Source organism: Pseudomonas sp. GL_093 (assembly GCF_057837605.1).
On record NZ_CM174448.1, the window covers coordinates 4,611,604 to 4,633,214 of the forward strand.

The following is a 21,611-nucleotide window of genomic DNA, read 5'->3' on the forward strand; positions in this document are numbered from 1 at the left end:
GCATTAAGCCCCAGACAGTTCAAGTCCTGCGACCGACGGATGCTGCCAGCGCTAGCGTGCCACGCTCCGTGTACCCGCGAACGCACTCGTGCCAAGCCAGCGCCACAAACTTTCCGCATCCTTCACCGCGCCATCTACACGCAGCTCTCGCGACTGAAGAACCTCCCGCGGTGTGCGGTCGCCCGCCCACACCTCGGTCAACGCGCGCACGCTGGAGTCCACGACGAGCGTCAGTTCGCGTCCGGGGTCGTCGCGGCACAGGTCTGCCACACCCTGTTCAACCACGAGCCACCACGCTTGCTCGCCGGGTCGCGCGTCGTGGAACTTGAAGTGGATGACCACCGGTCGGGACGGGAACGTTTCGATGCGCACGAACCGGCGTACGTCCCACATCAGCAGGCCCGCGTCGAGTTCGTCATCGCGAAGGCGACTGCCGATCCAGCGCGCGCCCCAATGCCCTAGCGCCATGATGATGGGGCGCAATTCCTCGCCCGCCTCGGTCAGGCTGTACTCCCAGACTTTGCCGGTGGCCGTGCGGTGCACGACGCCGATTTCTTCCAAATGGCGCAGACGTTGTGCCAGCAGGTTGGTGGACATCCGGGGCACGCCGCGGTGCAGTTCATTGAAGCGCTTGCTGCCGCACAGCAACTCGCGCACGACCAAAGGTGTCCAGCGCTCGCACAGGGCTTCAGCACCGCGCGCGACCGTGCAGAACTGACCGTAGCTTTCGTCCATTGCCTTGGCTCCGCAATTACAACGCTTCAGATTCTGAACTAGCCCCGCCACTTCGCCACGCGCACGCTGAAACCTCGAAAGCCAAATACCAAAGGAGCACGCCATGACCAAGGTAGCCATCATTCAGCTTCCGCCCGTGCTGCTCGATCGCAGCGCGACAATCGCCCGGGCCGTGCAATCGGTTGCTGAGGCTGCGGCAGCGGGAGCCTCGCTGATCGTTTTGCCCGAATCGTACATTCCCGGTTACCCGTCGTGGATCTGGCGGCTGGCGGCGGGAAAGGACGGGGCTGTGATGGGCCAGTTGCACACGCGGCTGCTGGCCAACGCCGTCGATATCGCGAACGGTGACCTGAGCCAATTATGTGAGGCCGCCAGGGCTCACGCCGTGACGATCGTGTGCGGCATCAATGAATGCGACCGGCAAAAGGGAGGAGGCACGCTCTACAACAGCGTAGTCGTTATCGGCGCGAACGGCGCCGTGCTCAACCGACATCGCAAGCTGATGCCAACCAATCCCGAGCGCATGGTGCATGGCTTCGGTGATGCCTCCGGTTTGCGCACGGTCGATACACCCGTCGGCCGCGTCGGTGCGCTCATCTGCTGGGAAAACTACATGCCGTTGGCACGCTATTCACTGTATGCCCAAGGGGTGGAAATCTACGTCGCCCCCACGTACGACACGGGCGAAGGCTGGATCAGCACGATGCGTCACATTGCACTTGAAGGCCGCTGTTGGGTGCTCGGCAGCGGCACCGTGCTGCGCGGCAGTGACATTCCCGACGACTTCCCGGCGCGTGCGCAACTGTTTCCCGATTCGGAGGAATGGATCAACGACGGCGACTCGGTGGTGGTCAGTCCTCAAGGCCGGATCGTGGCCGGTCCATTACACCGAGAGGCAGGCATTCTGTATGCGGACATCGACGTCGCACTCGTGGCGCCAGCGCGGCGGGCGCTCGACGTCACCGGGCATTACGCGCGCCCGGACATTTTCGAACTGCAGGTGCGGCGCACGCCTGCTACTGCGGTGCACTACATTGACGAATGAGGTCCGGCGGTATCGCCTGGCAATTGATCAAGGAGTCATGCCATGAGCATTGAACGGTCTTACAAGGGCAGTTGTTTTTGCGGCGCAGTCGAGTTCACCGTCAGTGGCGAGCCGGCCGCGATGGGCTATTGCCATTGCGAGTCGTGTCGGCATTGGTCAGCAGGGCCGGTCAATGCCTTCACGCTGTGGAAACCCGAGGCGGTGCAAGTGACTCGGGGTGCTGACAACATCGGCACCTACAACAAGACACCGCGCAGTTACCGCAAGTGGTGCAAGACGTGCGGTGGGCACCTCTTCACTGAACACCCGGGGATGGGGCTGATCGATGTGTATGCCGCGGTCATCCCGGATCTTGCGTATTCGCCAGGCGTTCACGTCCACTATCAGGAGACCGTGCTGCGCATCAAAGATGGAGTGCCCAAGCTGAAGGATGTCCCCAACGAATTAGGGGGATCGGGTATCAGCGTGGACGAATAGCGCTGTTTACGCCGGTGCCACCTTCAAATGGGCATAGGGATCATGCCCATTAATCAAAAGCACCGTTGAGCACTTCGTAGATGAGCCCGGTTGCCAGCGCGACCAATATCAAGTCGGTGCCAACTTGCTGCCACTCATACCCATCATAATGAGGCAGCCTGCCGATCAACCGGCCGTCCAGTTTTTTGGCAATCCCGGGGGGAAGCGGCTTACCTCGCGCGAGGTTCTTTTGAATGCCGGGTGGCAATGCAGGTCCGGGACTCCAGTAGTCTCGATACCCGCCAACGATCCCAAGAACGCTTCCGCGATTGATGCTTGGGCCATTATCCCAATCACCACCCCCGGAATTTTTGCCCTTGCCTCCCTGGTTGCCATGATCCTGGCTGTTTTGCGGATGCCCCTTTCCGTTTCCCTGGCCCTTTCCATTACCAGGATCGGCCAATGCAGTCACTGAACCGGAAACCAGCGCAAGGCATGTAATAGCTGCAATCAATGAGCGAGATCTGAGCATGAGTCGTTCCTTCAGCGTGGCGGGACATCTCTCAGTAATTTAGACGCTATCGACGATGTGGGTTCCATGTTCTCCCATCGACACCCAAGGCGTGGAGCGCTGTGTCGAAGACAGTCAGCTGGCGGCCGCGAAGTGGTCGGGCGCTTGCAGTCTGTGCAGAGCATCGCGCAAAACACCGCAGACGATGTCGAAACCCTTGCCCTGAGCAGCCAGCGCTTGCCACCCATCGCGGTTCGCCTGGATGCACTGGGCCGCACGTTTCATCAGTGATGCTCAATGCGCAGTAACCGTTAGTGCCACGGTAACTACAGCAATGGCTGTACTTAGCCAGGCTGCGTGTACGGGAGATAGCTAGCGGGGGAACGTGTAACAAATTAAGTCACGAACGTTTACCTACAGCGCAGATCCTTATACGATGAAGTCGCATATACTGCTCTCCATCAGGCAGAGTAAACTATGGTTATATTTGACAAAGCGGGCTTAACAAATTGTGTTTTTATAGTCAAGCAAATCTTGTGCGAACAAATTAGCGAAAGCTGTATACATGTTAAATTATTCCTACAATAAAATGCTATATCATTGGGCGTCTGAACGATGAATAACACTAACTTTCTGGCTGATAACGCTAAAACCTTCAGCATAGTTATAGTCAATTACAAAACACCAGAAATCACCAAGATATGCTTAGACTTATTGCACCAGCATGTGGCCAGCCACAACATCCCAGTATGGGTCGTTGACAACTATTCCGCCGATGAAAGCACTGAGTATTTACGTACGCTTGACTGGATCAATTTAATCGAACGTTCTGTTTCTGAACCAGAACCTGGGCATGTCGCGCATGGCAAAGCACTTGACCTGGTTTTGGAGCGAGTTGAAACTGATTATTTATTTCTAATGCACACCGATACATTTGTTTTCGATAAAAATGTTTTCCCGATGATGCTGAATAAATGCTTGAAAAACCAAAAAGTCGTAGCCGTCGGTTGTGTTGAGCAATTAAACCGCGGTACCACGAGAACACTTTGGCGCTTTAGCTCACGACTATTCAAACACCATTTCAGGCACCTGAAAATCTCCATGGGATTACGCTCCAGAGAACCAAAACCGTACAGAGAAGTCTACTTGAAGAGTTTCTGTACATTGTGGAACTGCAAACTTATCAAACAGCACAACATGCATTTTTCGATGGATGATCGGGTGCCTGGCTACACCCTCCAGGACCGCATGACCGAACTTGGCTATGTCGTTGAAATGTTATCACCGCGTAAAATCTTCAGTTATCTGGATCACATGCAGTCTGGCACTGTCGCAGCGGCTGGCGGCTATGAAAAGACTCATAGACGAACCAAAATGTACAACGATATCCTTAAGCGCCTGAAAAAAGAAGACAGCCAAAATTAAGCGACGAAGAGACACAACGAGCAGTGCGCTGGACGCTGCTTGAAGTCACCAAAACGTCTTTATATCAAGTTATTGGAGCGGTAATGGCACCCATCACTCAAGCACTACCTATGACCCTCTCCCCGGAGCTTGATTTCGACCAGAACGCCGCCAGCGCCTTGGGTTCGTCATTGGCCAGTGGCTATATTCAGGCTACGCCATTTCCGCACATCGTCATCGATAATTTCCTGGATGAAGAGCTGATTGCGAGTATCTGCTCGCACTTCCCAACCGAACCCACCCACAACGAAATGCTCTATGAGCGCGGCTATAAAGGCCAACTAAAACGTCAAATCAGTCCCAACGAATGCCCCCCCTATTTGAAGACTGTTTTCAACGCCTTCAACTCTGCCCCCATGTTGCAGTTTCTTGAAAAGCTCACAGGCATCGAAGGTTTGATACCCGACCCCTACTTCGCTGGTGGCGGCTTGCATGAAACGAAAAGTGGCGGTTTCCTGGGGGTACACTCGGACTTCAGGCTCAACAAAAAGCTTAATGTTGAGCGCAGACTGAATATCATCATTTATCTGAATGAAGACTGGCGAGAGGAATACGGCGGCAACCTTGAACTTTGGGATGTCGGGATGAAGACCTGCCTTAAAAAAGTCCTGCCCATTTACAATCGATGTGTCATTTTCAACACAGACAAAGACAGCAATCATGGGCATCCAGAGCCTTTAACAACGCCAGAGCACATCACGCGCAGGTCTATAGCGCTTTATTACTACACCGCAGGCACCATGGTGATCGATCCTGCACAAAGAAATAAAACCCACTACAAGCCAAGGCCTAAAGATCGTTTAAGCCTAAAGTACTACCTGGCTAAACTAATCAAGAAAAAAAACTAGACTACGAAAGCAGCCATTTCGCGCCATCTTCAGGGAAGATCATGGACATTCGATTGACGGAAGCCAAAGACTGGATGTTTTTGAAGCAAGTCCGTCTCGCTGCGCTGTTGGACACGCCGACAGCGTTTGGTGTGAGTTACCAAACGGCCGCTCAATACAGTGACGAGCAGTGGAAAGAGCGAGCCTCGTCAGCGGCCGGAGCGGAATTCTGGTTGGCCATCAAGGACGATAAACCGGTGGGGATGATCGGTGCCGGGGTCAGTCAAGCGAATCGCTACAACCTGATCGGCATGTGGGTTGAACCCGCTGCACGTGGTTCTGGTGTGGCAGCTCAGCTTGTTGAGGCGGTGAAATCTCGCGCGATCGGCAAAGGGCATGATCGCGTTTTCCTGGATGTCTCCCCGGACAATGCAAGAGCCTCGAACTTCTATCTAAAGCAGGGTTTCTCTTTCATCGATGAATGGGAACCTTTGGTCAGTCATCCGCATATCAGGGTTCAGACCATGCTTTGGACTGTACGGAACTGACTAATCAGACGCGGCTGGCCTCTCAGCACGCCCACGTTTGCCCGAGCGTCTCCAGACCGGCCTTTTGCAGATCCTCTGGGCTCATCACAATACGGAACTTGCAGCTGGCGTTGAAGTTGAGAAAAAAGGGCTCCGCCAATGTGGGGATGTCGGAGGGGTCTTGCACGTCGACCACAAAAATCCCACCACGCTTGCCATCCTGCTCGGTAAAGTACGCCGCCTCCGGTTTGATGCTGGTCAGGATGCGTTCAATAACCTCGCCCACCTTCCCGGCTTTGACAAGGGTGTTGAAGGGTTCGTTAGGGCACTCGACCATCAGTAACATCTTCATCATTCAATCCTCTGTTCAACTTGCAACGCTGTAGTGTCATGAAGAATAGCCAAGCGTTAGCCAACCCTCGGGCCGGGTTACGAGCGGTCATGCAACATGGCGATTTCGGGCTGCTAAAAGCGCCAAACCACGTATCATCCTGGCCGGATCGACTTCAGGCTTGTCGCACTAACAAGTGGGCCAAAAGCGGTCAATTTCGCTCCATTTCGTCTACCCTCACAAAGCGCCATGCAGCAACCAGCTTGCGCTTGGCGTATCGACATTTTTGCCTTAATGCACCGGAGAATTTTCATGCTCAACCGTACCCTGGCATTGGCTGTCGGCGTGACGCTGTCTTTTTGCACTCTGTTGGCGCAGGCCGCCGACACCCTGAAAGTCAGTGCGATTCCCGATGAAGCCCCGACCGAACTGCTGCGCAAGTTCAAGCCGCTGGGCACCTACCTGGAACAGCAATTGGGCATGAAGGTCGAGTTCGTTCCCGTGAGCGACTATCCGGCCGTGGTCGAGGCGCTGGCCACTGACCGAATCGATATGGCCTGGCTGGGCGGCTTCACGTTCGTGCAGGCACGCCTGAAAACCGGCAATGCCATTCCGCTGGTACAGCGCGAACAGGACGCCCAGTTCACCAGCAAATTCATCACCGCCGACCCGGCCGTCAAATCCCTCGCCGACCTCAAGGGCAAGACCTTCGCCTTCGGTTCGGTGTCCTCCACGTCGGGCAGTCTCATGCCGCGCTATTTCATGCTGAAGGACGGCATCAAGCCGGAAACCTACTTCAGTCGCGTGGGCTATTCCGGCGCCCATGACGCCACTGTCGCCTGGGTCCAGGCCGGCAAAGTGGACGCCGGGGTACTGAACGCCAGCGTGTGGGAAAAACTGGTCGCCGCCGGCAAGGTCGACACCACCAAGGTCCGAGTGTTTGCGACCACCCCGGCCTACTACGACTACAACTGGACGGTACGCGGGACCCTCGACCCGGCGCTGGCGGCCAAGATAAAGGCCGCCTTCCTGGCGCTCGATCCGGCGAACCCGAAGGACAAGGAGATTCTGGACCTGCAGGCCGCCAGCCGATTCATCGAAACCAAACCCGAGAACTACAAGGGCATCGAGGAAGCCGCACGCGCTGCCGAACTGCTCAAATGACGTTGCATCTGACCCAGGTCAGCCTTACCCACGTTAACGGCGTCCATGCGTTGCGTGGTGTGGACCTGCACATCGGTGCCAGCGAACAGGTCGCCATCATCGGTCCGTCCGGCGCGGGCAAGTCGAGCCTGCTCAACCTGCTGGCCACCGCCCTGCGACCGGACAACGGCGAGCTGCAGGTGCTCGGCGAGCGAGCCTGGCAGCTGTCTGCCCGCCAGCGTCAGCGTCTGCGCGCGCGCATCGGCCTGATCCATCAAGCGCCCCCGCTGCCACCGCGCCAACGCGTTGTCACTGCGGTTCTGGCTGGAAAGCTGGGTCAGTGGGGCCTGGGCAAAAGTCTGCTGAACTTGCTGCATCCGGTGGATATTCCGGGCGCACGCGCGGCATTGGCGAGGCTCGACCTCAGCGACAAGTTGTTCGCGCAATGTCAGCAACTGTCCGGTGGACAGCTACAGCGCGTGGGCATTGCCCGCGTGCTGTATCAAGCACCCGAAGTGTTGCTGGCCGATGAGCCGGTTTCGGCCATGGACCCGGTGTTGGCCGAGCACACGCTGTCGGTGCTCTGTCGCCATGCCCGGCAGCACAACGTCACCCTGGTCGCCAGCCTGCATGCGGTGGAGCTGGCCCTGGCGCACTTTTCGCGGATCATCGGCTTACGTGATGGACAGATCATGTTCGACCTTGCGGCCAGCGAAGTCGACCGCGAGCTGCTCGACAAGCTCTACGCCAACGAACAACTGCAATCCCCACCGATTACTCCGGCGCCCTTGAGTGTGCAGATTCCCCGATGCTGACCCGTGATACCCGAGATCCGGCCACCCGGCCCCGCCTGCTGTTCACCTTACTGGCCCTTGCCTTGCTGTGGCCGGGCATCCACTTCAGCGAATTGGACCTCAGTGTTCTGGTGGCGAGTGACAGTCAGAGCGAGATGGGCCGGTTTGTCTCAGCCTTCTGGCCACCGGCCCATGGCGAGGAATTCGTTGAGCTGTTAGTGCAAGCCACTCTGCAGACCCTGGCCATCGCCACGGCCGGCATGGCACTGGCGTTGTTGTTGGCCGTCCCCGCCAGCCTGCTGGCCAGTCGGGCTCTGTCGCTGTCTGCTGCCTCCCGCGCCGGTCACCCGAGCTATTGGGGTCAACTGCTGCGTTGGCCGGTACGCGGTTTACTGATCTTCCTGCGCAGCGTGCCGGAAATCGTCTGGGCGCTTTTGTTTGTGCGCGCCGTCGGCCTCGGCCCGACTGCCGGGGTACTGGCCATCGCCATTACCTACAGCGGCATGCTGGGCAAGGTCTACGCGGAAATTTTCGAGTCAGTCGACCAGCGCCCGGCTCACGCGCTATTGCAGGCTGGCAGCGGCCGGCTCGCTGCCTTTTTCTACGGGATCCTGCCCAATGTCGCTGCGGAGCTGCTGTCGTACACGGTGTACCGCTGGGAATGCGCAATCCGCGCCTCGGTGGTGATGGGCTTCGTCGGTGCCGGCGGTCTGGGCCAGCAAATGGACCTGTCGTTGCGCATGTTCGCCGGCGGTGAAGTGGCCAGTTTGTTACTGACGTTTCTCGTCCTGGTACTGCTCGCCGATCAACTCAGTCGCCTGCTGCGCTGGAGGCTGACATGAACCGCTTGATCAACCTGACACTGCTCCTGTGTATCGGCGCAGCGGTGGTCGCCTCGTTCATCTACTTGGGCATCGACCTTGGCGAGCTGGGTGGCAGCGGCAACCTGAAGCAGATGGGCGCTTATGCGCAGCGTTTTCTCAGCCCGGACTTGAGCGCAGGCCATCTGCAAGCCATCGGCCACGGCGCCCTGGAAACCATCGCCATGTCCGCCCTCGGCACCCTGCTCGCGGCGGTATTCGGCCTGCTGTTGGCATTGCCCGCGGCCGGGCGCTTCGGCTGGCCTTTGCAGAGCGCGTCGCGTCTGGTGCTCAACGCCTTGCGCGCGGTTCCGGAACTGGTGTGGGCTGCGCTGATGGTCCTCGCCGCCGGGCTCGGCCCCAATGCCGGCACCCTGGCCCTGGCCTTGCACACCACCGGTGTGCTCGGCCGGCTGTTCGCCGAAGCGCTGGAAAACACCCCACCCGAACCGGCCGAAGCCATCCGCCTGCAGGGCGGCAATGCTGTATGGGCGTTCTGTTACGGATCACTGCCCAACCTGTTGCCGCAGCTACTGGCCTACATCCTGTACCGCTGGGAAAACAATATCCGCATGGCCAGTGTGCTCGGCTTCGTCGGCGCCGGTGGTTTGGGGCAAATGCTCTATGTCAGCCTCAGCCTGTTTCAGGAAGCTCAAGCCAGCACGGTCATTCTGGCCATGCTGTTGCTGGTATTTGCCGTCGACACATTGAGCAGCTGGAGCCGTCAACGCTGGGTCAAGGCCTGACGGCTTCGCAGCACCCGATGGCAAAGAGTTGTTCCAGACTAAGCCAACGGTTGGTGACTGGTCACACAGTGGATACCGCCACCACCGGCAGAGATCGCGTCGATGTTGAGCTGCACCACTTCACGATCCGGGTAGAGCTCGGACAACAAATCAAAGGCTTTGGAGTCTGCCGCCCTGTCACCAGACTCGGGCGCAATGACCGCCCCGTTGATCACGAAGTAGTTGATGTAGCCTGCCGCAAAGTCCGGGTTGTTGCGGCTGAACTTGCTCTTTCGTGGGTTGAGCGGTGGCGACAGGGTATGCACCTGCAGCTTGCGGCCATCGGCATCCGTGGCATTGTTGAGAATGTCCAAATGGGCACGCGTGACGCTGTAATCGTATGACTGAGGGTCGTTGTCGAGGTTGGCGATCACAACGCCTGGCTTGACGAAACGGGCGTAGAAATCGACATGGGCATCCGTGATGTCCTTACCTTTGATACCCGGCAGCCAGATGATCTTGCGCAAGCCCAAGCGCGCTTTCAGCTCTTGCTCGATCTCGGCCTTGCTCCAATCGGGGTTGCGGTTGGCATTGATCCAGCTGCTTTCGGTCATGATCCCCGTGCCATGACCATCCACTTCGATACCACCGCCCTCGCCCACCAACTCACTGCGGATATGACGGGCTTCCACGGTACTCGCAACCAGAGCGGCCAGTTGCGCATCCTCGCCATGCTGCTGTTTGTTGCCCCAGCCGTTGAAGTTGAAATCCACGGCGCCGAGCTCGCCTTTCTCATCGATGACGAAGTTGGCGCCGGTATCGCGCATCCAGATGTCGTCGAGTTCGCTGGTGACGTAGGTGATGTTAGCCGTACCGCAATGTTCTTCGGCCAGCTCCCGTTCACGCTCACGACAGAACACGGTCACCGGTTCATATCGTGCGAGGGTGCGAGCGATCAGGCCAATGGCGGCTTGTACGTCGGGAGTGAAATCCTCCCAGATCGCTTCCTGTGCGCCAAAGGCGATGAAGGCCCGCTGATGCCTGTCGCCCTCATCCGGCATACGCCAACTGCCGGAGGTAGCCGCTTGCGCGTGCAGGGGCGTCAGGCCAAGCCCGATAGACGCTGCCGCGCCCAAACCGGCGACTACCGATACTTGCTTGATGAACTCACGACGCGTCGACATGTGTTGATCCCTGGAGTGTTTGTCTGAAGTCATTTCGCGGTGGCCGTCTTGAACTTGGTCCAGGTGCGCATGCGCGCCCGCATATCGGGCTGCGGAATGTCCTTGCCGGGAATCAGCCGCGCATAAGTAGCTTCATCGAGGTAAATATCTGGGTTGTTGCGCATGGTCGCATCGACGCTCGCACGTGCCTTGGCATTGGAGGTGGGGTAGCCGGTGAAGTTACTGATGGCGGCCATGTTGTCCGGGCGCATGACGAAGTTGATGAACGCATAAGCGTACTCCGGATGTTTGGCGTCGACCGGAATCGCCATGGCGTCCATCCACACCGTGGTGCCTTCACGGGGAACACGGTATTGGAACATGGTGTTCTTGCCGGCGGAATCCGCCGTCCGTTGCGCCTGTGTCATGTCCCCGCTGTAACCGAGCGACAGGCACAGGTTGCCGTTCACCAAATCGGTGACCGGCTGCGACTGGAACTTGCGGATGTACGGCCGAAGTTTCAGCAGCAACTCACTCGCTGCGGCCAAATCTTCAGGCTTGGCGCTGCGTGGCTCCCGGCCCAGATAATTGAGCACGACTGCCAGCACTTCGTCCGGCGAGTCGATCATCGAAATGCCGCAGTCGGCAAATTTGGCAGCCAGCTCCGGTTTGAACAACATGTCGAGGCTGTTGACCGGAGCATCCGGCAAACGCTGTTTGATCTGTTCGGCATTGTAGGTCAGGCCGATAGTGCCCCAGGTGTAAGGGACGGTGGCCTGGCGGGAATACTCGTAATGCGTTCGCAACTTCTGCAAGCCGGGTTCGATGTCATCCAGCGCCGTGAGTTTTGACCGGTCCAGCGGTTGCAGGCTGCCGGCGCGCATCAAGCGTTCAGCGACGGTGTCGCCCGGGAAGATCAGGTCATAACCGCTGCCACCGGCGAGCATTTTGGCTTCCAGCGTCTCACTGCCATCCATGACGTCGTAGATCACTTTGATCCCGGTTTCGGCGGTGAATTTGGCCAGCGTGTCCTCGGCAAAATAGTCGGCCCAGTTGTACAGCCGGAGGGTTTTCTCTTCCGCGTGCAGCGCCGGCAAGGCACAACCCAGCGCCAGGCCCAAGGCACCGCTCAACAGCATTTTGATCGTGTGCATATCAAACCTCCTGAGTCTTCCAGCGTGCATGGGTGTGACGACCGTCCTGAGTCAACAGCGCGCCGTACATGTCCGGACGGCGATCGCGGTAAATGCCCCAGCTCAAGCGCTCTTCGCGCATCGCGGCCAGGTCCAGGCTTTGCACCAGCACGCCGGTGCTGTCGCGGTCGGCCTCGGCGAGCAACTTGCCCTTGTGATTGCAGATAAACGACGAGCCGTAGAAGCTCATCTGCAAGGTCGGATCAGTGGTCGCCGCCTCTCGGCCGACGCGATTGGCGGCCACCACCGGCAGCAGGTTGGCGGCGGCGTGGCCGCGCATGGTCATCTGCCAGTGGTCACGGGAATCCAGCGCCGCGCAGCCAGGCTCAGAACCGATGGCGGTGGGAAACAGCAAGACTTCAGCGCCCATCAACGCCAGGCAGCGCGCGGTCTCGGGGAACCACTGATCCCAGCAGATCCCCACACCCAGGCGCCCGAACGCCGTGTCCCAGACACGAAAACCGGTATCGCCGGGACTGAAGTATTCCTTCTCCTGATAGCCGATGGCGTTGGGAATGTGGGTCTTGCGATACACACCCAGCAAGCGCCCATCGGCATCGGCCACGCTCAAGGAGTTGAAGTAGGCATTGCCGGCCTTCTCGAACCAGCTCAGCGGCAGCACCACTCCCAACTCTTTGGCCAATGCGGCAAAGCGCTTGAGCACAGGGCTGTATCGATATTCGGCGGCCAGCTCCAGGTGCTTGTGGCTTTGCTCGATGCAGAAATACGGCGTGGCAAACAGCTCCTGCAACAGGATGACCTGAGCGCCTTTGGCCGCGGCTTCGCGCACCAGTTGTTCAGCCTGATTGAGGTTGTGTTGCAGGTCCCAGGTGCAGGGCATCTGGGTGGTAGCGATGGTCAGAAGCGTCATGGCATCAACCCTCCACCGGCCAGGCGGGCTGTTGCTGGGTGATGCAATGCACACCGCCACCGCCGTGGGCCAGGTGATTGATCCGCACCGGCACCACTTCTCGCCCGGGGAACGCCTGTCCCAGCACGGCGGCCGCCACGTTGTCGGCATCAATGCCGTAGGCCGGCATGATGATGGCGTCGTTGGCGATGTAGAAATTGGTGTAGGAGGCACAGAACACTTCAGCTTCGATGTCCACGGCATCGCTGGCTTCATACAACTCGATCAGCTCGAACTGTCGACCTTGGGCATCGGTGGCCAGCTCCAGGGCACGCCGGTTCTCGAGGGCAACTTCGGCATACACCGAGTGCTGGTCGTGGGTGGCGTCCACCAGCAACACGCCAGGGCGGGCGAACGCGCACACGCCATCGACGTGGCCGTCAGTCATGTCGCCGGTCACATAGTCCGGATCGCCTGGCAGCCAGATCGTTTTTTTCACGCCCAGCAGACGCGTGAAGATTTCCTCCATCTCCGCCTTGTTCATGCCCGGGTTGCGATTGGGGTTGAGCAACACCGACTCGGTGGTGATCAGCGTGCCCTCGCCGTCCACATGGATGGCCCCGCCTTCATTGCTCAGCGCGGTACCAAAGCACTCCACGCCCAAGTGATTGAGTGCGCGACGAGCCAGGCTTTCGTCCAGATCATGAGCCGACTTTCCGCCCCACGCGTTGAAACGCCAGCTCACCCCGGCCAGGCCTTGTTGCGGATGGCAGACGAAACTCGGACCGGAGTCCCGGCACCAGCTGTCGTTCACCGACAGCTCGATCAATTCGATGTTCGGCCCACATAACGCTTTGGCGCTGGCGATAGCAGAAGGGTCGACGACCAGTTTCACCGGTTCGAAACGGGCGATGGCGTTGGCGACGCGAGCGAAGTCCTCTTGCACCCGTGGCAATGTCACGCCCCAACCGGACTCCCAGAGTGCCGTATTGTGCGGCCAGACCATCCAGGTGGCGGCGTGCCTGACCCACTCGGCCGGCATCATCCAACCGCTGTTTCGAATTTCATTCTGCTGCATGACATGCTGCATGATAAAAAGCCCTTTAAGTTAAGCCATTGTGTTCAACAAAACTGCTTGGGTGGTCCTGGCATGCATGCTACGGCCTTAAAATCGGGCAAACAAACGATGGATTTTGCAGACAAATGATTAGAGGAACTTATCAACATGCTCAAGCACTGGCCGCCACTCAGCACCCTTCGCGGCTTTGAAGCCGCCGCCCGGCTGGGCAGTTTTCACAAGGCGGCCGCCGAGTTGCACCTCACCCAATCGGCGATCAGTCAGCAGATCCGCAGCCTTGAGGCGTACCTCGAACAACCCTTGTTCTTTCGCAATGGACGCAGCGTCAGCCTGACCGATGCCGGGCACGACCTGCTCAGCACCACCCAGGCATTGCTGCAACAACTGGCCGTCGGTATTCGCCGCCTCGGGCAATACCAGAAACCCAACCAACTGGTCCTCAACACCACTCCGGCGTTCGCCCGTCACTGGTTGCTGCCACGCTTGGGGGATTTTCGCCGCGAGCATCCGGACGTTGATCTGTGGATTTTCAGTACCGATGAAGTCCCGGACATGACCACCCAGACCATCGACCTCGCAGTGCGCGATGACATCAGCTCCCAAGCCGAGTGCAGCTTCAAGGTGCTGCACGCCGACCGCCTCTATCCGGCGTGTCACCCGAGCCTTTTGGCGTTGCCACAGGAACAGCGCACCACCCTTCACGGTGAGCGGGAAATGGATTGGAGTCACTGGGCGGTGGAGGCTGGCATCGATGTAGGCCAGAAAGATCAGGGGCTGAATTTCTCCGACCCCGGCCTGCTGCTGGACGCCGCGTGCGCGGGGCTCGGTATCGCCCTGGTCAGCCAGTTATTGAGTCGGCAGGCGCGTATCCAAGGATTGTTGCAACCCTTGGTGGAGCAAACCATTCGCGGCCCGAACTGGGCCATGCTGACCCATCGTGACAGTGAGAATAATGCGTTGGCGCGAAGCTTCAGTGAGTGGCTGTTGGGTAACCTGGAAGATCGCCCAACAGAGTTGAACGGCTAGAAAAATGGGGTGCGTCCAGCGATCAGGCCTGCCGCATCACCGGGCTTTTTTACGCGCACTGTCTCGTCCTGAATAAGGTTGCGGGCCTGAGTAACCGGCCGCCTGAATTACTTGAAAACCGGAACGGAAGCGGATTGGTTGGGCGCGCGCAAGTACTCTCGCAACCGGAGGCCAATCTCGGCAATCTTTGCCTCTCCCGCTTGCAATGCTTTTGGGTTGGTATGCACGGAGTAGTTTCCCAGCGCTAGATCATAGGGGTGAGGTGCTGCTGAACCGATCACGAAGACTGCATCTTTTTGCTCGGCCTTCAGCGTGACGGCATCGCTACCTGGCGCGAAGATAGCCATTTCTCCCGCGGTGATCAGGTCAGGCGCATAAAGGGATCCTCGGCTGACACTCAGCCACAACGACTCATGCCCCGGTGGCGGCACATATGTCCAGGATTCCCCGGCTCGTAGGGTGACCAGCAAATAATTCATTCCATCCGGGGCGCGGACCGGGCTCTGGACACCCTGGTGCGTACCAAGAATCACACGCGCAGGCCCCACTTCAAGCATCACGTCTGCCTCCAGGTACTGGCTATCGACACTCGCGTTTTCCAACTCGGGTGGTAGTGCAACCCAAAGTTGAAAACCTTGAATCCGCTTCGATGTACCAACTGACATTTCCTTCCCATGCCACACCCCGCCTCCCGCACGCATCCATTCGACGCCACCGTAGTCAATAGTCCCCGAACCGGCTTCGACATCTTCAAAGTGCAAATTACCTTCGGTAATGACTGTGACAGTGGCGATTCCCGAGTGCGGGTGCATTTGCATACCGTTAATGAATGAACTCTCACCTTCAAACAGATCAAGAAAAACGAACGGCTTGATCAAGTGGCCCAGATCTGAAGGACTCATCAGCCGGACAATCGGGCCATGCCGGCTTCCTGTGGTGCGGTAGACGATTTCGCGGTGAGCAATGGTTTCACCCAGCGTTGCAGTACGCATGTCTTTTTCCTCTAACCGTGAATGCCCTCGTCAAGCGCTCGAGCCAGGCTGCGGTGGCGATTGGTGTGGGCTCATGTTAGGGATTGGGGATTAATTTGATTAGTAGCTATAGTTGCTTTTCACTCATCCATTTTTGGCGCAATCAAGTGTTTGACCTCAATGACGTGGCTCTTTTTGTTCAAATCGTCGACGCGGGGAGCTTTGCAGGAGCAGCCCGACGCACAGGGGCGCCCTCCAACACACTCAGTCGGCGCATGAAGCTGCTGGAGGAAGCTATGGGGGTGCGTCTGCTGCATCGATCCACCCGCAAGTTGGTACTCACGGGCGCCGGTGAGACCCTATATGAGCGAAGCGCCAGTCAAGTCATCGAATTGATCGAGGTCAGTCGCCAGCTTGCGCAAGGCAGCCAGGAACCGACCGGAAGGATCAGGGTCGCAGCCCCCGCAGATTTTTTTGAGGTGTTCCAGATGGATTTTGTCGCTGACTTCCTCAGTCGATATCCAAAAGTGGAGCTGGACTTTGTGTTGAGCGATTTGCGAACTGACCTGATCGCCGAAGGCATCGACCTGGCATTCAGGTCGGGCGCGCTTCCTGACTCAAGTCTCGTTGCGCGAAAAGTCAGTACCGGTCGCCGCATTCTTGCCGCCAGCCAAAGGTATCTTGACCTTTACGGCACGCCAGAGGATGTCCGTGCGTTGGGCGAACACGCCTGTATCAGGCCATCCCATTCCTCCACGCAGACCCATTGGAATTTGATCGGCCCTCAGGGTGCGATCCAGGTCGGGGTCAGCGGACGATTTTGCGCGAACACTGCACAGTCCCAGTTGAAAGCCGCCATGGCGGGCCTGGGCATCTGCCTGCTGCCGGAACCCATTCTGCGTTCAAGCTTGAACGCCGGACATCTTGTCCAATTGTTACCGGACTATAGCCAGCAAAATAGCGACTTATCCATTGTTTATCCCAGCCGAAAGCAGATCCCATTAGCGGTTAGCGTGTTCGTGACGCAAGCGGTTGCTCATCTACAGGAACAAGACCCTCACCTCTTCGATCCTGCGTAACGTTCTTCTTGTCCGCGCGATAGCCACCACCCAAAGCCTTGATCAGCGCCACCTCGCTTTCCAGGCGCTGCCCCTGCAACAAGGCCAGGCCACTCTGTTCGGCCAGCAGCGGCAGGTTTGCTTCCAGTGCCGCCACCCGATTCAACAGGCCACGCTGGTAGTGCGCATCGGCACTGTCACGGTTGAAGCGCATGTTGCCGATGCGCGCCTGCTGTAACGTCTCCTGTACTTCCAGTCCCTGCAGCTTGCTGCCGGCCACAGCGACGTCACGCACGGCGTCAAGCACCGCTTGATTGTACTGTTGCACAAGGCCGTTGCTCAGGCTGCGGGCATTGGCCAGTTCGGCATTGAGGCGGCCACCGTCGAAGATCGGCAGGGTCATCCCGGGGATCAGATTGATCTGTCGGCTGCCATGGTCCCACAGGTCTCCCATGTGCAGTGCGTCGGCGCCGAAGAAGGCCTTGATGTCGAAACTCGGGTAGAAGGCGGCCTTGGCCGCATCGATGTTCGAATAGGATGATTGGACCAGCCAGCGCATGGCCTGTAGGTCCGGACGTCGCGCCAGCAATTCATAGCCCAGACTCTGCGGCACCCCATAGGCATGTGTCGGCAGGGATCGCGGCGCCAGTGGCAGCGCAACTTCAGCGCCAACACCGAGTAACGCGCGCATGGCTTCACGCAGTTGTTGCGTCTGACTGCGCAGGGAGACGATCTGCCGCTCGATCAGTGCCTGGTTGCTCAGCGCCTGTTGCTTCAGTGGCTGCGCCTCCAGGCCACGTTCGATGAGCGCCTGATGCGCGGCCACCACTTCGGCAGCAATGGCCGACATGCGCTGCAAGTCGGCGAGTAGTTGTTGTGCAGTCTGGATCTGGAAATACAGCAGGGTCACGCCGCTGGCCACCTCCAGCTCGACCCAGGCCGCTTCCGCCTGACGCGCGTTGCGTATGCCCAAGGCACTGTCGATTTGCGCGCGCTGCCGTCCCCAGAGATCGATTTGGTACGCGCCACCGAGGCCCACCACACCCTCGGTGTACCAGGGACCGGTGAGGCCGAGAGCCGGTTCGTTTTGGGCGAAAGGGCCAAGAAAACCATTGGCGGAAACGTGCTGGCGGTTGACCAGGGCGACCAGATCGACCTGCACGCCAGTCAGAGATTTCACCGAGGCTGCCTGGGCGCGGGCCTGGTCGATATGACTGCGAGCGATGGCGATGCTCGGAGCCTGAGCGAAGGCGATGTCGATCAACTGATTGAGCTGCGGGTCCCGATAGCGTGCCCACCAACGCGCTTCGGGCCAACCCTCGCGGGCCAGGTGCAGATCGTCGGCGAGGCGGATGCTGGCGGGGTCAAGCTGCGGCGCCAGGCTGCCCTCTTCGCGGATCAACGCGCATCCGCCCAAGGTCAGGCACAGGCCGAGAACCGCGCACAACCGGGTGCCGCCGTTCATGGGCGCAGCTCCACCAGCGTGCCGTTTTCAAAAGACTGCCAGTCTGGAAGCGAACCCAACAGACGACGTAGCTCATGTAACTCCCGCAGCAGTCCGAAGTCGCCCCGCCCCCCTTCCGCTGGCGGATCGAATGGCGGCAAGCCATCCAGCGCAACCGCCTGATCATTCAATCGCGCCGCGTAGCTGACCAGCCACGCACCCAACCGCGGCTGATGCTCGTCCAGCCAGATGCGCAGCGGCATTGGCAATTCGGCTTCGAGCGCAGCACGGTTGCGCTGCAACTGGCCGGTCAATAGAAGGATCTCCCGGGCCTTGGCCAGCAGCGTCTGGGTAAACAGTGTCAGCACTTCATGCTCCCCCTGTTGCCAACCGGGCTCCAGGGCCACGCGCGCAAGCATCGCCTCGCATTCGGCGAGCTGCCCCCAGCTGCGCAAGCTCAGTTCGTGCAAATGATCGACTGATGCATCATATTTGGGCGCACCCAATACTCCGGCGATGCTGTGCAGGATTGAAGACAGGCGCCGCCGCAAACCGTCACCTTCGCTTTCCGGCCACAGCAGACCATGCACCAGAGTGCTGACCAGAACGCCGAGAATGATACCGACCAGACGGTCGCGGATTTCGGTCATGTCGGTGCTCGGGCCAAACTGTTCGAGCAAAGCCAGGGCGAAGCAGAACATGATTTGCAAGCCGGCATAGCTGATGCGCTCGGAGCCCGCCGCAACCCACGCCCCGAGACCGATTACCGGCAGGCTCATGACCAACAGGCCGACCAGCGTCTCGATTTGCGGAATGACGAAGACCATGCACAGCAGTGCCAAGGCACTTCCCACCAGACAACCGCCGATGCGCAGCAGGCCTTTCTGGGTCGACGCACCGAGACTGGGTAAGGCGACGATCACGCAAGTCAGCATCACCGTGTGGATGCCCGGCCAGTCCACGGCGTTGTAGAACACATAGCACAACAGCGCGGCCAGCCAGCTCTTGAAGGCAAAAAGCAGGTAGTTGGGATTGCTGAAGGCGTCGCTTGCCAGCAGAGGCTCCTTCACCGGGATGTTGGCGGACGGGATCAAGGCCTCGCGGGGGGCCAGGGCGCGCAACGCCTCACGCATCTCCTCCAGTGCCGCAGGCATCAGCGGCCGCATCAGCGCCTCGCTGTGCAATGGCGATGGCATGGGGCCGCCCTCGATGGCCTTGGCCAGCGCCACACAATCCTGACGTAGAGCCGCCAGCGCTTCGACATCCGAGACTGGCGCGTTAAGGGATGCTACGGCGGCATACAGTCGCGAGATGCACGTGATCAGCGCGAGATGCTGCACCTCGTGAGCTCGATAGCCGGTATCGCGCATGCTGGTGAACTTCAGCAGTTTATGCAGGCTGAGCACGCCCTGCTGGACATCAATCGGGCTGATTTCCAGGGGCTTTGTTCGCCCCTCTCCCACCTCCCCCAGACACGCCTCGACCTGAGCCAGTTGACGCTGCATCGCTTCGCGCAACAACTGCTGCGGTTCTTGCGGCAGCAGCAACGTGTTGACCAGCAGGGTGACCAGCGTCGGGTAAACCACAGCCATCCACACCCAAAGGCAGCCACGTAACAGCAACTCGGGTTGCGCAACGAGATCCACCAGGCTCTGCACGTAGATGGTGACGATAGCCACCACGAAAAACAGCGGGCCAAGGCGCGTGGCACGCATGCCGAACATACTGACCAGAAACACCACGCTTGCGCAGACGATACGCAGCAGTGGATAGCCGTAGGTGAACTTGAGCAGGAGGATAGCGATACCGATGGCGAGCGTGGCGCTGACGATGAACAGGATGCCGGCCATACGTGTCAGGACCACGTTGGTCTGGCTCACGAAGAACACCATGATCAGCGACAGTGCCAGTAATGGCACCTCCAGACTCATCGAGAGAATGATGACCAGCGTGCAAGCCACCAGATTGCGCAACAGCGCGTTGCCGCGCCCGGGAAACTCCGCCAACTCGGCGACGACGAAGCGCCATAGACGCTCAGGCCAGCCATCCACGGCCGTCATTGCGGCTTACCTTTGTCACCGTCGGCATGGATCACGGCTACCGCCGATGCGCCGATGCGGAACAGTTGCGGGTCGGGTTGATCGACACGGATGCGTACCGGGAAGCGTTGCGCCACCCGCACCCAATTGATGGTCCGTGCGACCTTCGGCAACCCGCTGACCTGGGTGCCGCCATCGTCGGGGAAGACACCGAAGCCAATGGAGTCCACGGTCCCGCTGAAAGCTCGCTGGCTGTCGCTCATCAGGTACAGCGTACTGCGGCTGCCGGTATGGATATGGTCCAGCTCGGTCTCGCGAAAGTTCGCCACCACGTACCAGCGCCGCGTATCGATCAGGCTGAACAGCGGATGCCCTGCTGCCGCGAACTGGCCGTCAGAAGTCGTCAGGCCAACGATACGTCCGTCGAAGGGTGCGCGCACAACACTGTGCTCCAGATCCAGCTCGGCGCGGGCGATCTGCGCCTGGATCACTGCGCGCTTGGCGACCAACGCGTCAACCCCGCTGACGGCAGCGGCGGCTTGCTTGACCTGTAGCTGCGCTGCATTCAATTCGGCACGGGCGCTTTTGGCGGCGGTGCGCGCCTGGTCCACCTGCTCCTCGGAAACATAGCCGCGCGACAGCAGTGGTTCCATGCGTCGCAAGGTGTCCGCCGTCTGCACAGCAGCCGCCTTGGCCCGTTCGATGCTGGCTTTTACGGCATCAGAGTTGAATTGTTGGGCATCGACCTGGCGCTGGCTGAGGATGATTTCCTGGTTCAGCGCTTGCAGTGACGCCAGGGTCTGATCCAGCACGTCCTGATACGGACGAGCATCAATACGCAGAAGCACATCCCCCTGCTGCACCTGCTGGCTCTCGCGCACTGGCAGCTCGACGATGCTGCCGCTCACCTCGGGGGTGACGTTGATGGTATCGGCATAGGCATAGGCGTCATCGGTACGCGGAGCGTTGTCGAGTCGCCAGACGACCCACAACAGCAATGCCAGAGTCAGCCCCAGCAACACCAGGATCAGGACGCGCCGGGGCAGTGTTTTCACAACATTTTCGCTCATGGTGGGCGACTCCCGGTCAGGTCTGGAAGAACAGCAACCAGGCACTCAAGGCGAACAACGCGGTCAGCACGGGGTAAGCCAGCGCCGGTGGCGTCAGCCAGGCCCCCAAACCGCGCCGAGCCAGAAAAGTATGGACCAGCAACGCCAGCAGCACAGCGCCAAAGATGCAGAACAGCCAGTCGGGAAAATAAGCCCCCAGCACGGGCACTGATGGCGAGCTGGAACAGGCTGATAGCGTCAAAGTCAGCAGCAGAAAGCCCTTGCGCCAGGTTCTCTCTCCCTCCTTCATGGAGCTCATCAA

The 21,611-nt window shown here is 59.2% G+C and carries 24 protein-coding genes; 11 read left to right on the plus strand and 13 right to left on the minus strand.

The genetic code is table 11. The features are described 5' to 3' along the window. Positions 1 to 51 precede the first annotated feature (51 nt). Complete coding sequence (locus AC3IUE_RS21260) at positions 52 to 735, minus strand: winged helix-turn-helix transcriptional regulator (RefSeq protein WP_489263645.1); 684 nt, start codon at positions 733 to 735, stop codon at positions 52 to 54. A gap of 103 nt (positions 736 to 838) precedes the next feature. On the opposite strand from AC3IUE_RS21260, the gene AC3IUE_RS21265 reads away from it, so the two are divergent. Both AC3IUE_RS21265 and AC3IUE_RS21270 read left to right on the plus strand, forming a co-directional pair. Next, positions 839 to 1,780: a carbon-nitrogen hydrolase family protein gene (locus tag AC3IUE_RS21265; protein WP_489263646.1), complete on the plus strand. Its 942-nt coding sequence runs from the start codon at positions 839 to 841 to the stop codon at positions 1,778 to 1,780. A 42-nt stretch (positions 1,781 to 1,822) separates the two neighbouring features. Beyond that, a complete protein-coding gene (locus AC3IUE_RS21270) occupies positions 1,823 to 2,257 on the plus strand; it encodes a GFA family protein (RefSeq protein ID WP_489263647.1) in 435 nt (144 codons plus the stop codon). A 49-nt stretch (positions 2,258 to 2,306) separates the two neighbouring features. Here AC3IUE_RS21270 and AC3IUE_RS21275 read toward each other — a convergent pair whose 3' ends face one another. Together AC3IUE_RS21275 and AC3IUE_RS21280 are read right to left on the minus strand one after the other, a co-directional pair. Then, entirely contained in the window at positions 2,307 to 2,768 is a 462-nt protein-coding gene (locus AC3IUE_RS21275) for an anti-virulence regulator CigR family protein (RefSeq protein WP_056743822.1), read from the minus strand. Between the two features lie 114 nt (positions 2,769 to 2,882). Then, positions 2,883 to 3,032 (minus strand): hypothetical protein, encoded by a 150-nt coding sequence (locus AC3IUE_RS21280; RefSeq protein ID WP_489269010.1) that lies wholly within the window; start codon positions 3,030 to 3,032, stop codon positions 2,883 to 2,885. 330 nt (positions 3,033 to 3,362) lie between these two features. Between AC3IUE_RS21280 and AC3IUE_RS21285 the strand changes: the two genes are divergently transcribed. The 3 genes from AC3IUE_RS21285 to AC3IUE_RS21295 all read left to right on the plus strand — a co-directional run bounded on the left by AC3IUE_RS21285 (position 3,363) and on the right by AC3IUE_RS21295 (position 5,586). Then, positions 3,363 to 4,172: a glycosyltransferase gene (locus AC3IUE_RS21285; RefSeq protein ID WP_489263648.1), complete on the plus strand. Its 810-nt coding sequence runs from the start codon at positions 3,363 to 3,365 to the stop codon at positions 4,170 to 4,172. Positions 4,173 to 4,255: 83 nt separating this feature from the next. Next, positions 4,256 to 5,059, plus strand: a complete 804-nt coding sequence (locus AC3IUE_RS21290) for a 2OG-Fe(II) oxygenase (RefSeq protein ID WP_046046719.1) — start codon at positions 4,256 to 4,258, stop codon at positions 5,057 to 5,059. A gap of 41 nt (positions 5,060 to 5,100) precedes the next feature. After that, positions 5,101 to 5,586 carry a GNAT family N-acetyltransferase gene (locus AC3IUE_RS21295; protein ID WP_489263649.1) on the plus strand — a complete coding sequence of 162 codons (486 nt, stop codon included), beginning with the start codon at positions 5,101 to 5,103 and terminating at the stop codon, positions 5,584 to 5,586. Positions 5,587 to 5,608: 22 nt separating this feature from the next. Here the strand turns inward: AC3IUE_RS21295 and AC3IUE_RS21300 are convergent, their stop codons facing one another. Then, a complete protein-coding gene (locus tag AC3IUE_RS21300) occupies positions 5,609 to 5,917 on the minus strand; it encodes a panthothenate synthetase (protein ID WP_489268918.1) in 309 nt (102 codons plus the stop codon). Positions 5,918 to 6,208: 291 nt separating this feature from the next. Between AC3IUE_RS21300 and AC3IUE_RS21305 the strand changes: the two genes are divergently transcribed. From AC3IUE_RS21305 to phnE, 4 genes are read left to right on the plus strand one after another with little or no spacing between them, the layout of a single operon-like run. Then, entirely contained in the window at positions 6,209 to 7,060 is an 852-nt protein-coding gene (locus AC3IUE_RS21305; RefSeq protein WP_415768366.1) for a putative selenate ABC transporter substrate-binding protein, read from the plus strand. Beyond that, a complete protein-coding gene (locus AC3IUE_RS21310; RefSeq protein ID WP_056743816.1) occupies positions 7,057 to 7,854 on the plus strand; it encodes a phosphonate ABC transporter ATP-binding protein in 798 nt (265 codons plus the stop codon). The genes AC3IUE_RS21305 and AC3IUE_RS21310 overlap by 4 nt, the downstream gene beginning before the upstream one ends. Further along, a complete protein-coding gene (locus AC3IUE_RS21315; protein WP_489263650.1) occupies positions 7,848 to 8,675 on the plus strand; it encodes a PhnE/PtxC family ABC transporter permease in 828 nt (275 codons plus the stop codon). Before AC3IUE_RS21310 ends, AC3IUE_RS21315 begins: the two co-directional genes overlap by 7 nt. Beyond that, the gene (gene phnE / locus AC3IUE_RS21320; protein ID WP_489263651.1) at positions 8,672 to 9,439 is read left to right on the plus strand and encodes a phosphonate ABC transporter, permease protein PhnE; all 768 of its coding nucleotides are present in this window, start codon (positions 8,672 to 8,674) and stop codon (positions 9,437 to 9,439) included. The genes AC3IUE_RS21315 and phnE overlap by 4 nt, the downstream gene beginning before the upstream one ends. Before the next feature lie 38 nt (positions 9,440 to 9,477). Here phnE and AC3IUE_RS21325 read toward each other — a convergent pair whose 3' ends face one another. Genes AC3IUE_RS21325 through AC3IUE_RS21340 form a run of 4 tightly spaced genes read right to left on the minus strand, consistent with a single transcriptional unit; the run spans position 9,478 to position 13,702 of the window. Then, a complete protein-coding gene (locus tag AC3IUE_RS21325) occupies positions 9,478 to 10,602 on the minus strand; it encodes an agmatine deiminase family protein (RefSeq protein WP_489263652.1) in 1,125 nt (374 codons plus the stop codon). Positions 10,603 to 10,631: 29 nt separating this feature from the next. Continuing rightward, on the minus strand, positions 10,632 to 11,735 hold the full coding sequence (locus AC3IUE_RS21330) for an extracellular solute-binding protein (RefSeq protein ID WP_489263653.1): 1,104 nt from the start codon (positions 11,733 to 11,735) through the stop codon (positions 10,632 to 10,634). Position 11,736: 1 nt separating this feature from the next. Beyond that, positions 11,737 to 12,645: an N-carbamoylputrescine amidase gene (gene aguB / locus AC3IUE_RS21335; RefSeq protein WP_489263654.1), complete on the minus strand. Its 909-nt coding sequence runs from the start codon at positions 12,643 to 12,645 to the stop codon at positions 11,737 to 11,739. Between the two features lie 4 nt (positions 12,646 to 12,649). Continuing rightward, positions 12,650 to 13,702: an agmatine deiminase family protein gene (locus AC3IUE_RS21340; RefSeq protein WP_489263655.1), complete on the minus strand. Its 1,053-nt coding sequence runs from the start codon at positions 13,700 to 13,702 to the stop codon at positions 12,650 to 12,652. Between the two features lie 147 nt (positions 13,703 to 13,849). Here AC3IUE_RS21340 and AC3IUE_RS21345 point away from each other — a divergent pair, with 147 nt between their 5' ends. Beyond that, positions 13,850 to 14,728, plus strand: a complete 879-nt coding sequence (locus tag AC3IUE_RS21345; protein ID WP_461999069.1) for a LysR substrate-binding domain-containing protein — start codon at positions 13,850 to 13,852, stop codon at positions 14,726 to 14,728. Positions 14,729 to 14,835: 107 nt separating this feature from the next. Here AC3IUE_RS21345 and AC3IUE_RS21350 read toward each other — a convergent pair whose 3' ends face one another. Further along, complete coding sequence (locus tag AC3IUE_RS21350) at positions 14,836 to 15,720, minus strand: pirin family protein (RefSeq protein WP_489263656.1); 885 nt, start codon at positions 15,718 to 15,720, stop codon at positions 14,836 to 14,838. A gap of 146 nt (positions 15,721 to 15,866) precedes the next feature. Here AC3IUE_RS21350 and AC3IUE_RS21355 point away from each other — a divergent pair, with 146 nt between their 5' ends. Beyond that, positions 15,867 to 16,778 carry a LysR family transcriptional regulator gene (locus AC3IUE_RS21355; RefSeq protein WP_489263657.1) on the plus strand — a complete coding sequence of 304 codons (912 nt, stop codon included), beginning with the start codon at positions 15,867 to 15,869 and terminating at the stop codon, positions 16,776 to 16,778. On the opposite strand, the gene AC3IUE_RS21360 is transcribed toward AC3IUE_RS21355, so the two are convergent. The 4 genes from AC3IUE_RS21360 to AC3IUE_RS21375 are packed head-to-tail and all read right to left on the minus strand — an operon-like array spanning position 16,708 to position 21,608. Then, positions 16,708 to 18,222: an efflux transporter outer membrane subunit gene (locus AC3IUE_RS21360; RefSeq protein WP_489263658.1), complete on the minus strand. Its 1,515-nt coding sequence runs from the start codon at positions 18,220 to 18,222 to the stop codon at positions 16,708 to 16,710. The genes AC3IUE_RS21355 and AC3IUE_RS21360 overlap by 71 nt on opposite strands. Continuing rightward, positions 18,219 to 20,261 (minus strand): FUSC family protein, encoded by a 2,043-nt coding sequence (locus AC3IUE_RS21365; protein WP_489263659.1) that lies wholly within the window; start codon positions 20,259 to 20,261, stop codon positions 18,219 to 18,221. The genes AC3IUE_RS21360 and AC3IUE_RS21365 overlap by 4 nt, the downstream gene beginning before the upstream one ends. Next, positions 20,258 to 21,310 carry a multidrug transporter subunit MdtN gene (mdtN, locus tag AC3IUE_RS21370; protein WP_489263660.1) on the minus strand — a complete coding sequence of 351 codons (1,053 nt, stop codon included), beginning with the start codon at positions 21,308 to 21,310 and terminating at the stop codon, positions 20,258 to 20,260. Before mdtN ends, AC3IUE_RS21365 begins: the two co-directional genes overlap by 4 nt. A 16-nt stretch (positions 21,311 to 21,326) precedes the next feature. Beyond that, positions 21,327 to 21,608 carry a YtcA family lipoprotein gene (locus AC3IUE_RS21375; RefSeq protein ID WP_489263661.1) on the minus strand — a complete coding sequence of 94 codons (282 nt, stop codon included), beginning with the start codon at positions 21,606 to 21,608 and terminating at the stop codon, positions 21,327 to 21,329. Between the last annotated feature and the right edge of the window lie 3 nt (positions 21,609 to 21,611).

Excerpts from the sequence above, each read along its gene's own strand:
- AC3IUE_RS21345 (WP_461999069.1), top strand. The coding sequence starts at position 13,850 with ATGCTCAAGCACTGGCCGCCACTCAGCACCCTTCGCGGCTTTGAAGCC.
- AC3IUE_RS21365 (WP_489263659.1), bottom strand. The coding sequence starts at position 20,261 with ATGACGGCCGTGGATGGCTGGCCTGAGCGTCTATGGCGCTTCGTCGTC.
- AC3IUE_RS21310 (WP_056743816.1), top strand. The coding sequence starts at position 7,057 with ATGACGTTGCATCTGACCCAGGTCAGCCTTACCCACGTTAACGGCGTC.
- mdtN (WP_489263660.1), bottom strand. The coding sequence starts at position 21,310 with ATGAGCGAAAATGTTGTGAAAACACTGCCCCGGCGCGTCCTGATCCTG.
- AC3IUE_RS21275 (WP_056743822.1), bottom strand. The coding sequence starts at position 2,768 with ATGCTCAGATCTCGCTCATTGATTGCAGCTATTACATGCCTTGCGCTG.
- phnE (WP_489263651.1), top strand. The coding sequence starts at position 8,672 with ATGAACCGCTTGATCAACCTGACACTGCTCCTGTGTATCGGCGCAGCG.
- AC3IUE_RS21375 (WP_489263661.1), bottom strand. The coding sequence starts at position 21,608 with ATGAGCTCCATGAAGGAGGGAGAGAGAACCTGGCGCAAGGGCTTTCTG.
- AC3IUE_RS21360 (WP_489263658.1), bottom strand. The coding sequence starts at position 18,222 with ATGAACGGCGGCACCCGGTTGTGCGCGGTTCTCGGCCTGTGCCTGACC.
- AC3IUE_RS21340 (WP_489263655.1), bottom strand. The coding sequence starts at position 13,702 with ATGCAGCAGAATGAAATTCGAAACAGCGGTTGGATGATGCCGGCCGAG.
- AC3IUE_RS21330 (WP_489263653.1), bottom strand. The coding sequence starts at position 11,735 with ATGCACACGATCAAAATGCTGTTGAGCGGTGCCTTGGGCCTGGCGCTG.
- AC3IUE_RS21305 (WP_415768366.1), top strand. The coding sequence starts at position 6,209 with ATGCTCAACCGTACCCTGGCATTGGCTGTCGGCGTGACGCTGTCTTTT.
- AC3IUE_RS21265 (WP_489263646.1), top strand. The coding sequence starts at position 839 with ATGACCAAGGTAGCCATCATTCAGCTTCCGCCCGTGCTGCTCGATCGC.
- AC3IUE_RS21260 (WP_489263645.1), bottom strand. The coding sequence starts at position 735 with ATGGACGAAAGCTACGGTCAGTTCTGCACGGTCGCGCGCGGTGCTGAA.
- AC3IUE_RS21325 (WP_489263652.1), bottom strand. The coding sequence starts at position 10,602 with ATGTCGACGCGTCGTGAGTTCATCAAGCAAGTATCGGTAGTCGCCGGT.
- aguB (WP_489263654.1), bottom strand. The coding sequence starts at position 12,645 with ATGACGCTTCTGACCATCGCTACCACCCAGATGCCCTGCACCTGGGAC.
- AC3IUE_RS21300 (WP_489268918.1), bottom strand. The coding sequence starts at position 5,917 with ATGAAGATGTTACTGATGGTCGAGTGCCCTAACGAACCCTTCAACACC.
- AC3IUE_RS21270 (WP_489263647.1), top strand. The coding sequence starts at position 1,823 with ATGAGCATTGAACGGTCTTACAAGGGCAGTTGTTTTTGCGGCGCAGTC.
- AC3IUE_RS21315 (WP_489263650.1), top strand. The coding sequence starts at position 7,848 with ATGCTGACCCGTGATACCCGAGATCCGGCCACCCGGCCCCGCCTGCTG.
- AC3IUE_RS21350 (WP_489263656.1), bottom strand. The coding sequence starts at position 15,720 with ATGCGTACTGCAACGCTGGGTGAAACCATTGCTCACCGCGAAATCGTC.
- AC3IUE_RS21280 (WP_489269010.1), bottom strand. The coding sequence starts at position 3,032 with ATGAAACGTGCGGCCCAGTGCATCCAGGCGAACCGCGATGGGTGGCAA.
- AC3IUE_RS21290 (WP_046046719.1), top strand. The coding sequence starts at position 4,256 with ATGGCACCCATCACTCAAGCACTACCTATGACCCTCTCCCCGGAGCTT.
- AC3IUE_RS21295 (WP_489263649.1), top strand. The coding sequence starts at position 5,101 with ATGGACATTCGATTGACGGAAGCCAAAGACTGGATGTTTTTGAAGCAA.
- AC3IUE_RS21285 (WP_489263648.1), top strand. The coding sequence starts at position 3,363 with ATGAATAACACTAACTTTCTGGCTGATAACGCTAAAACCTTCAGCATA.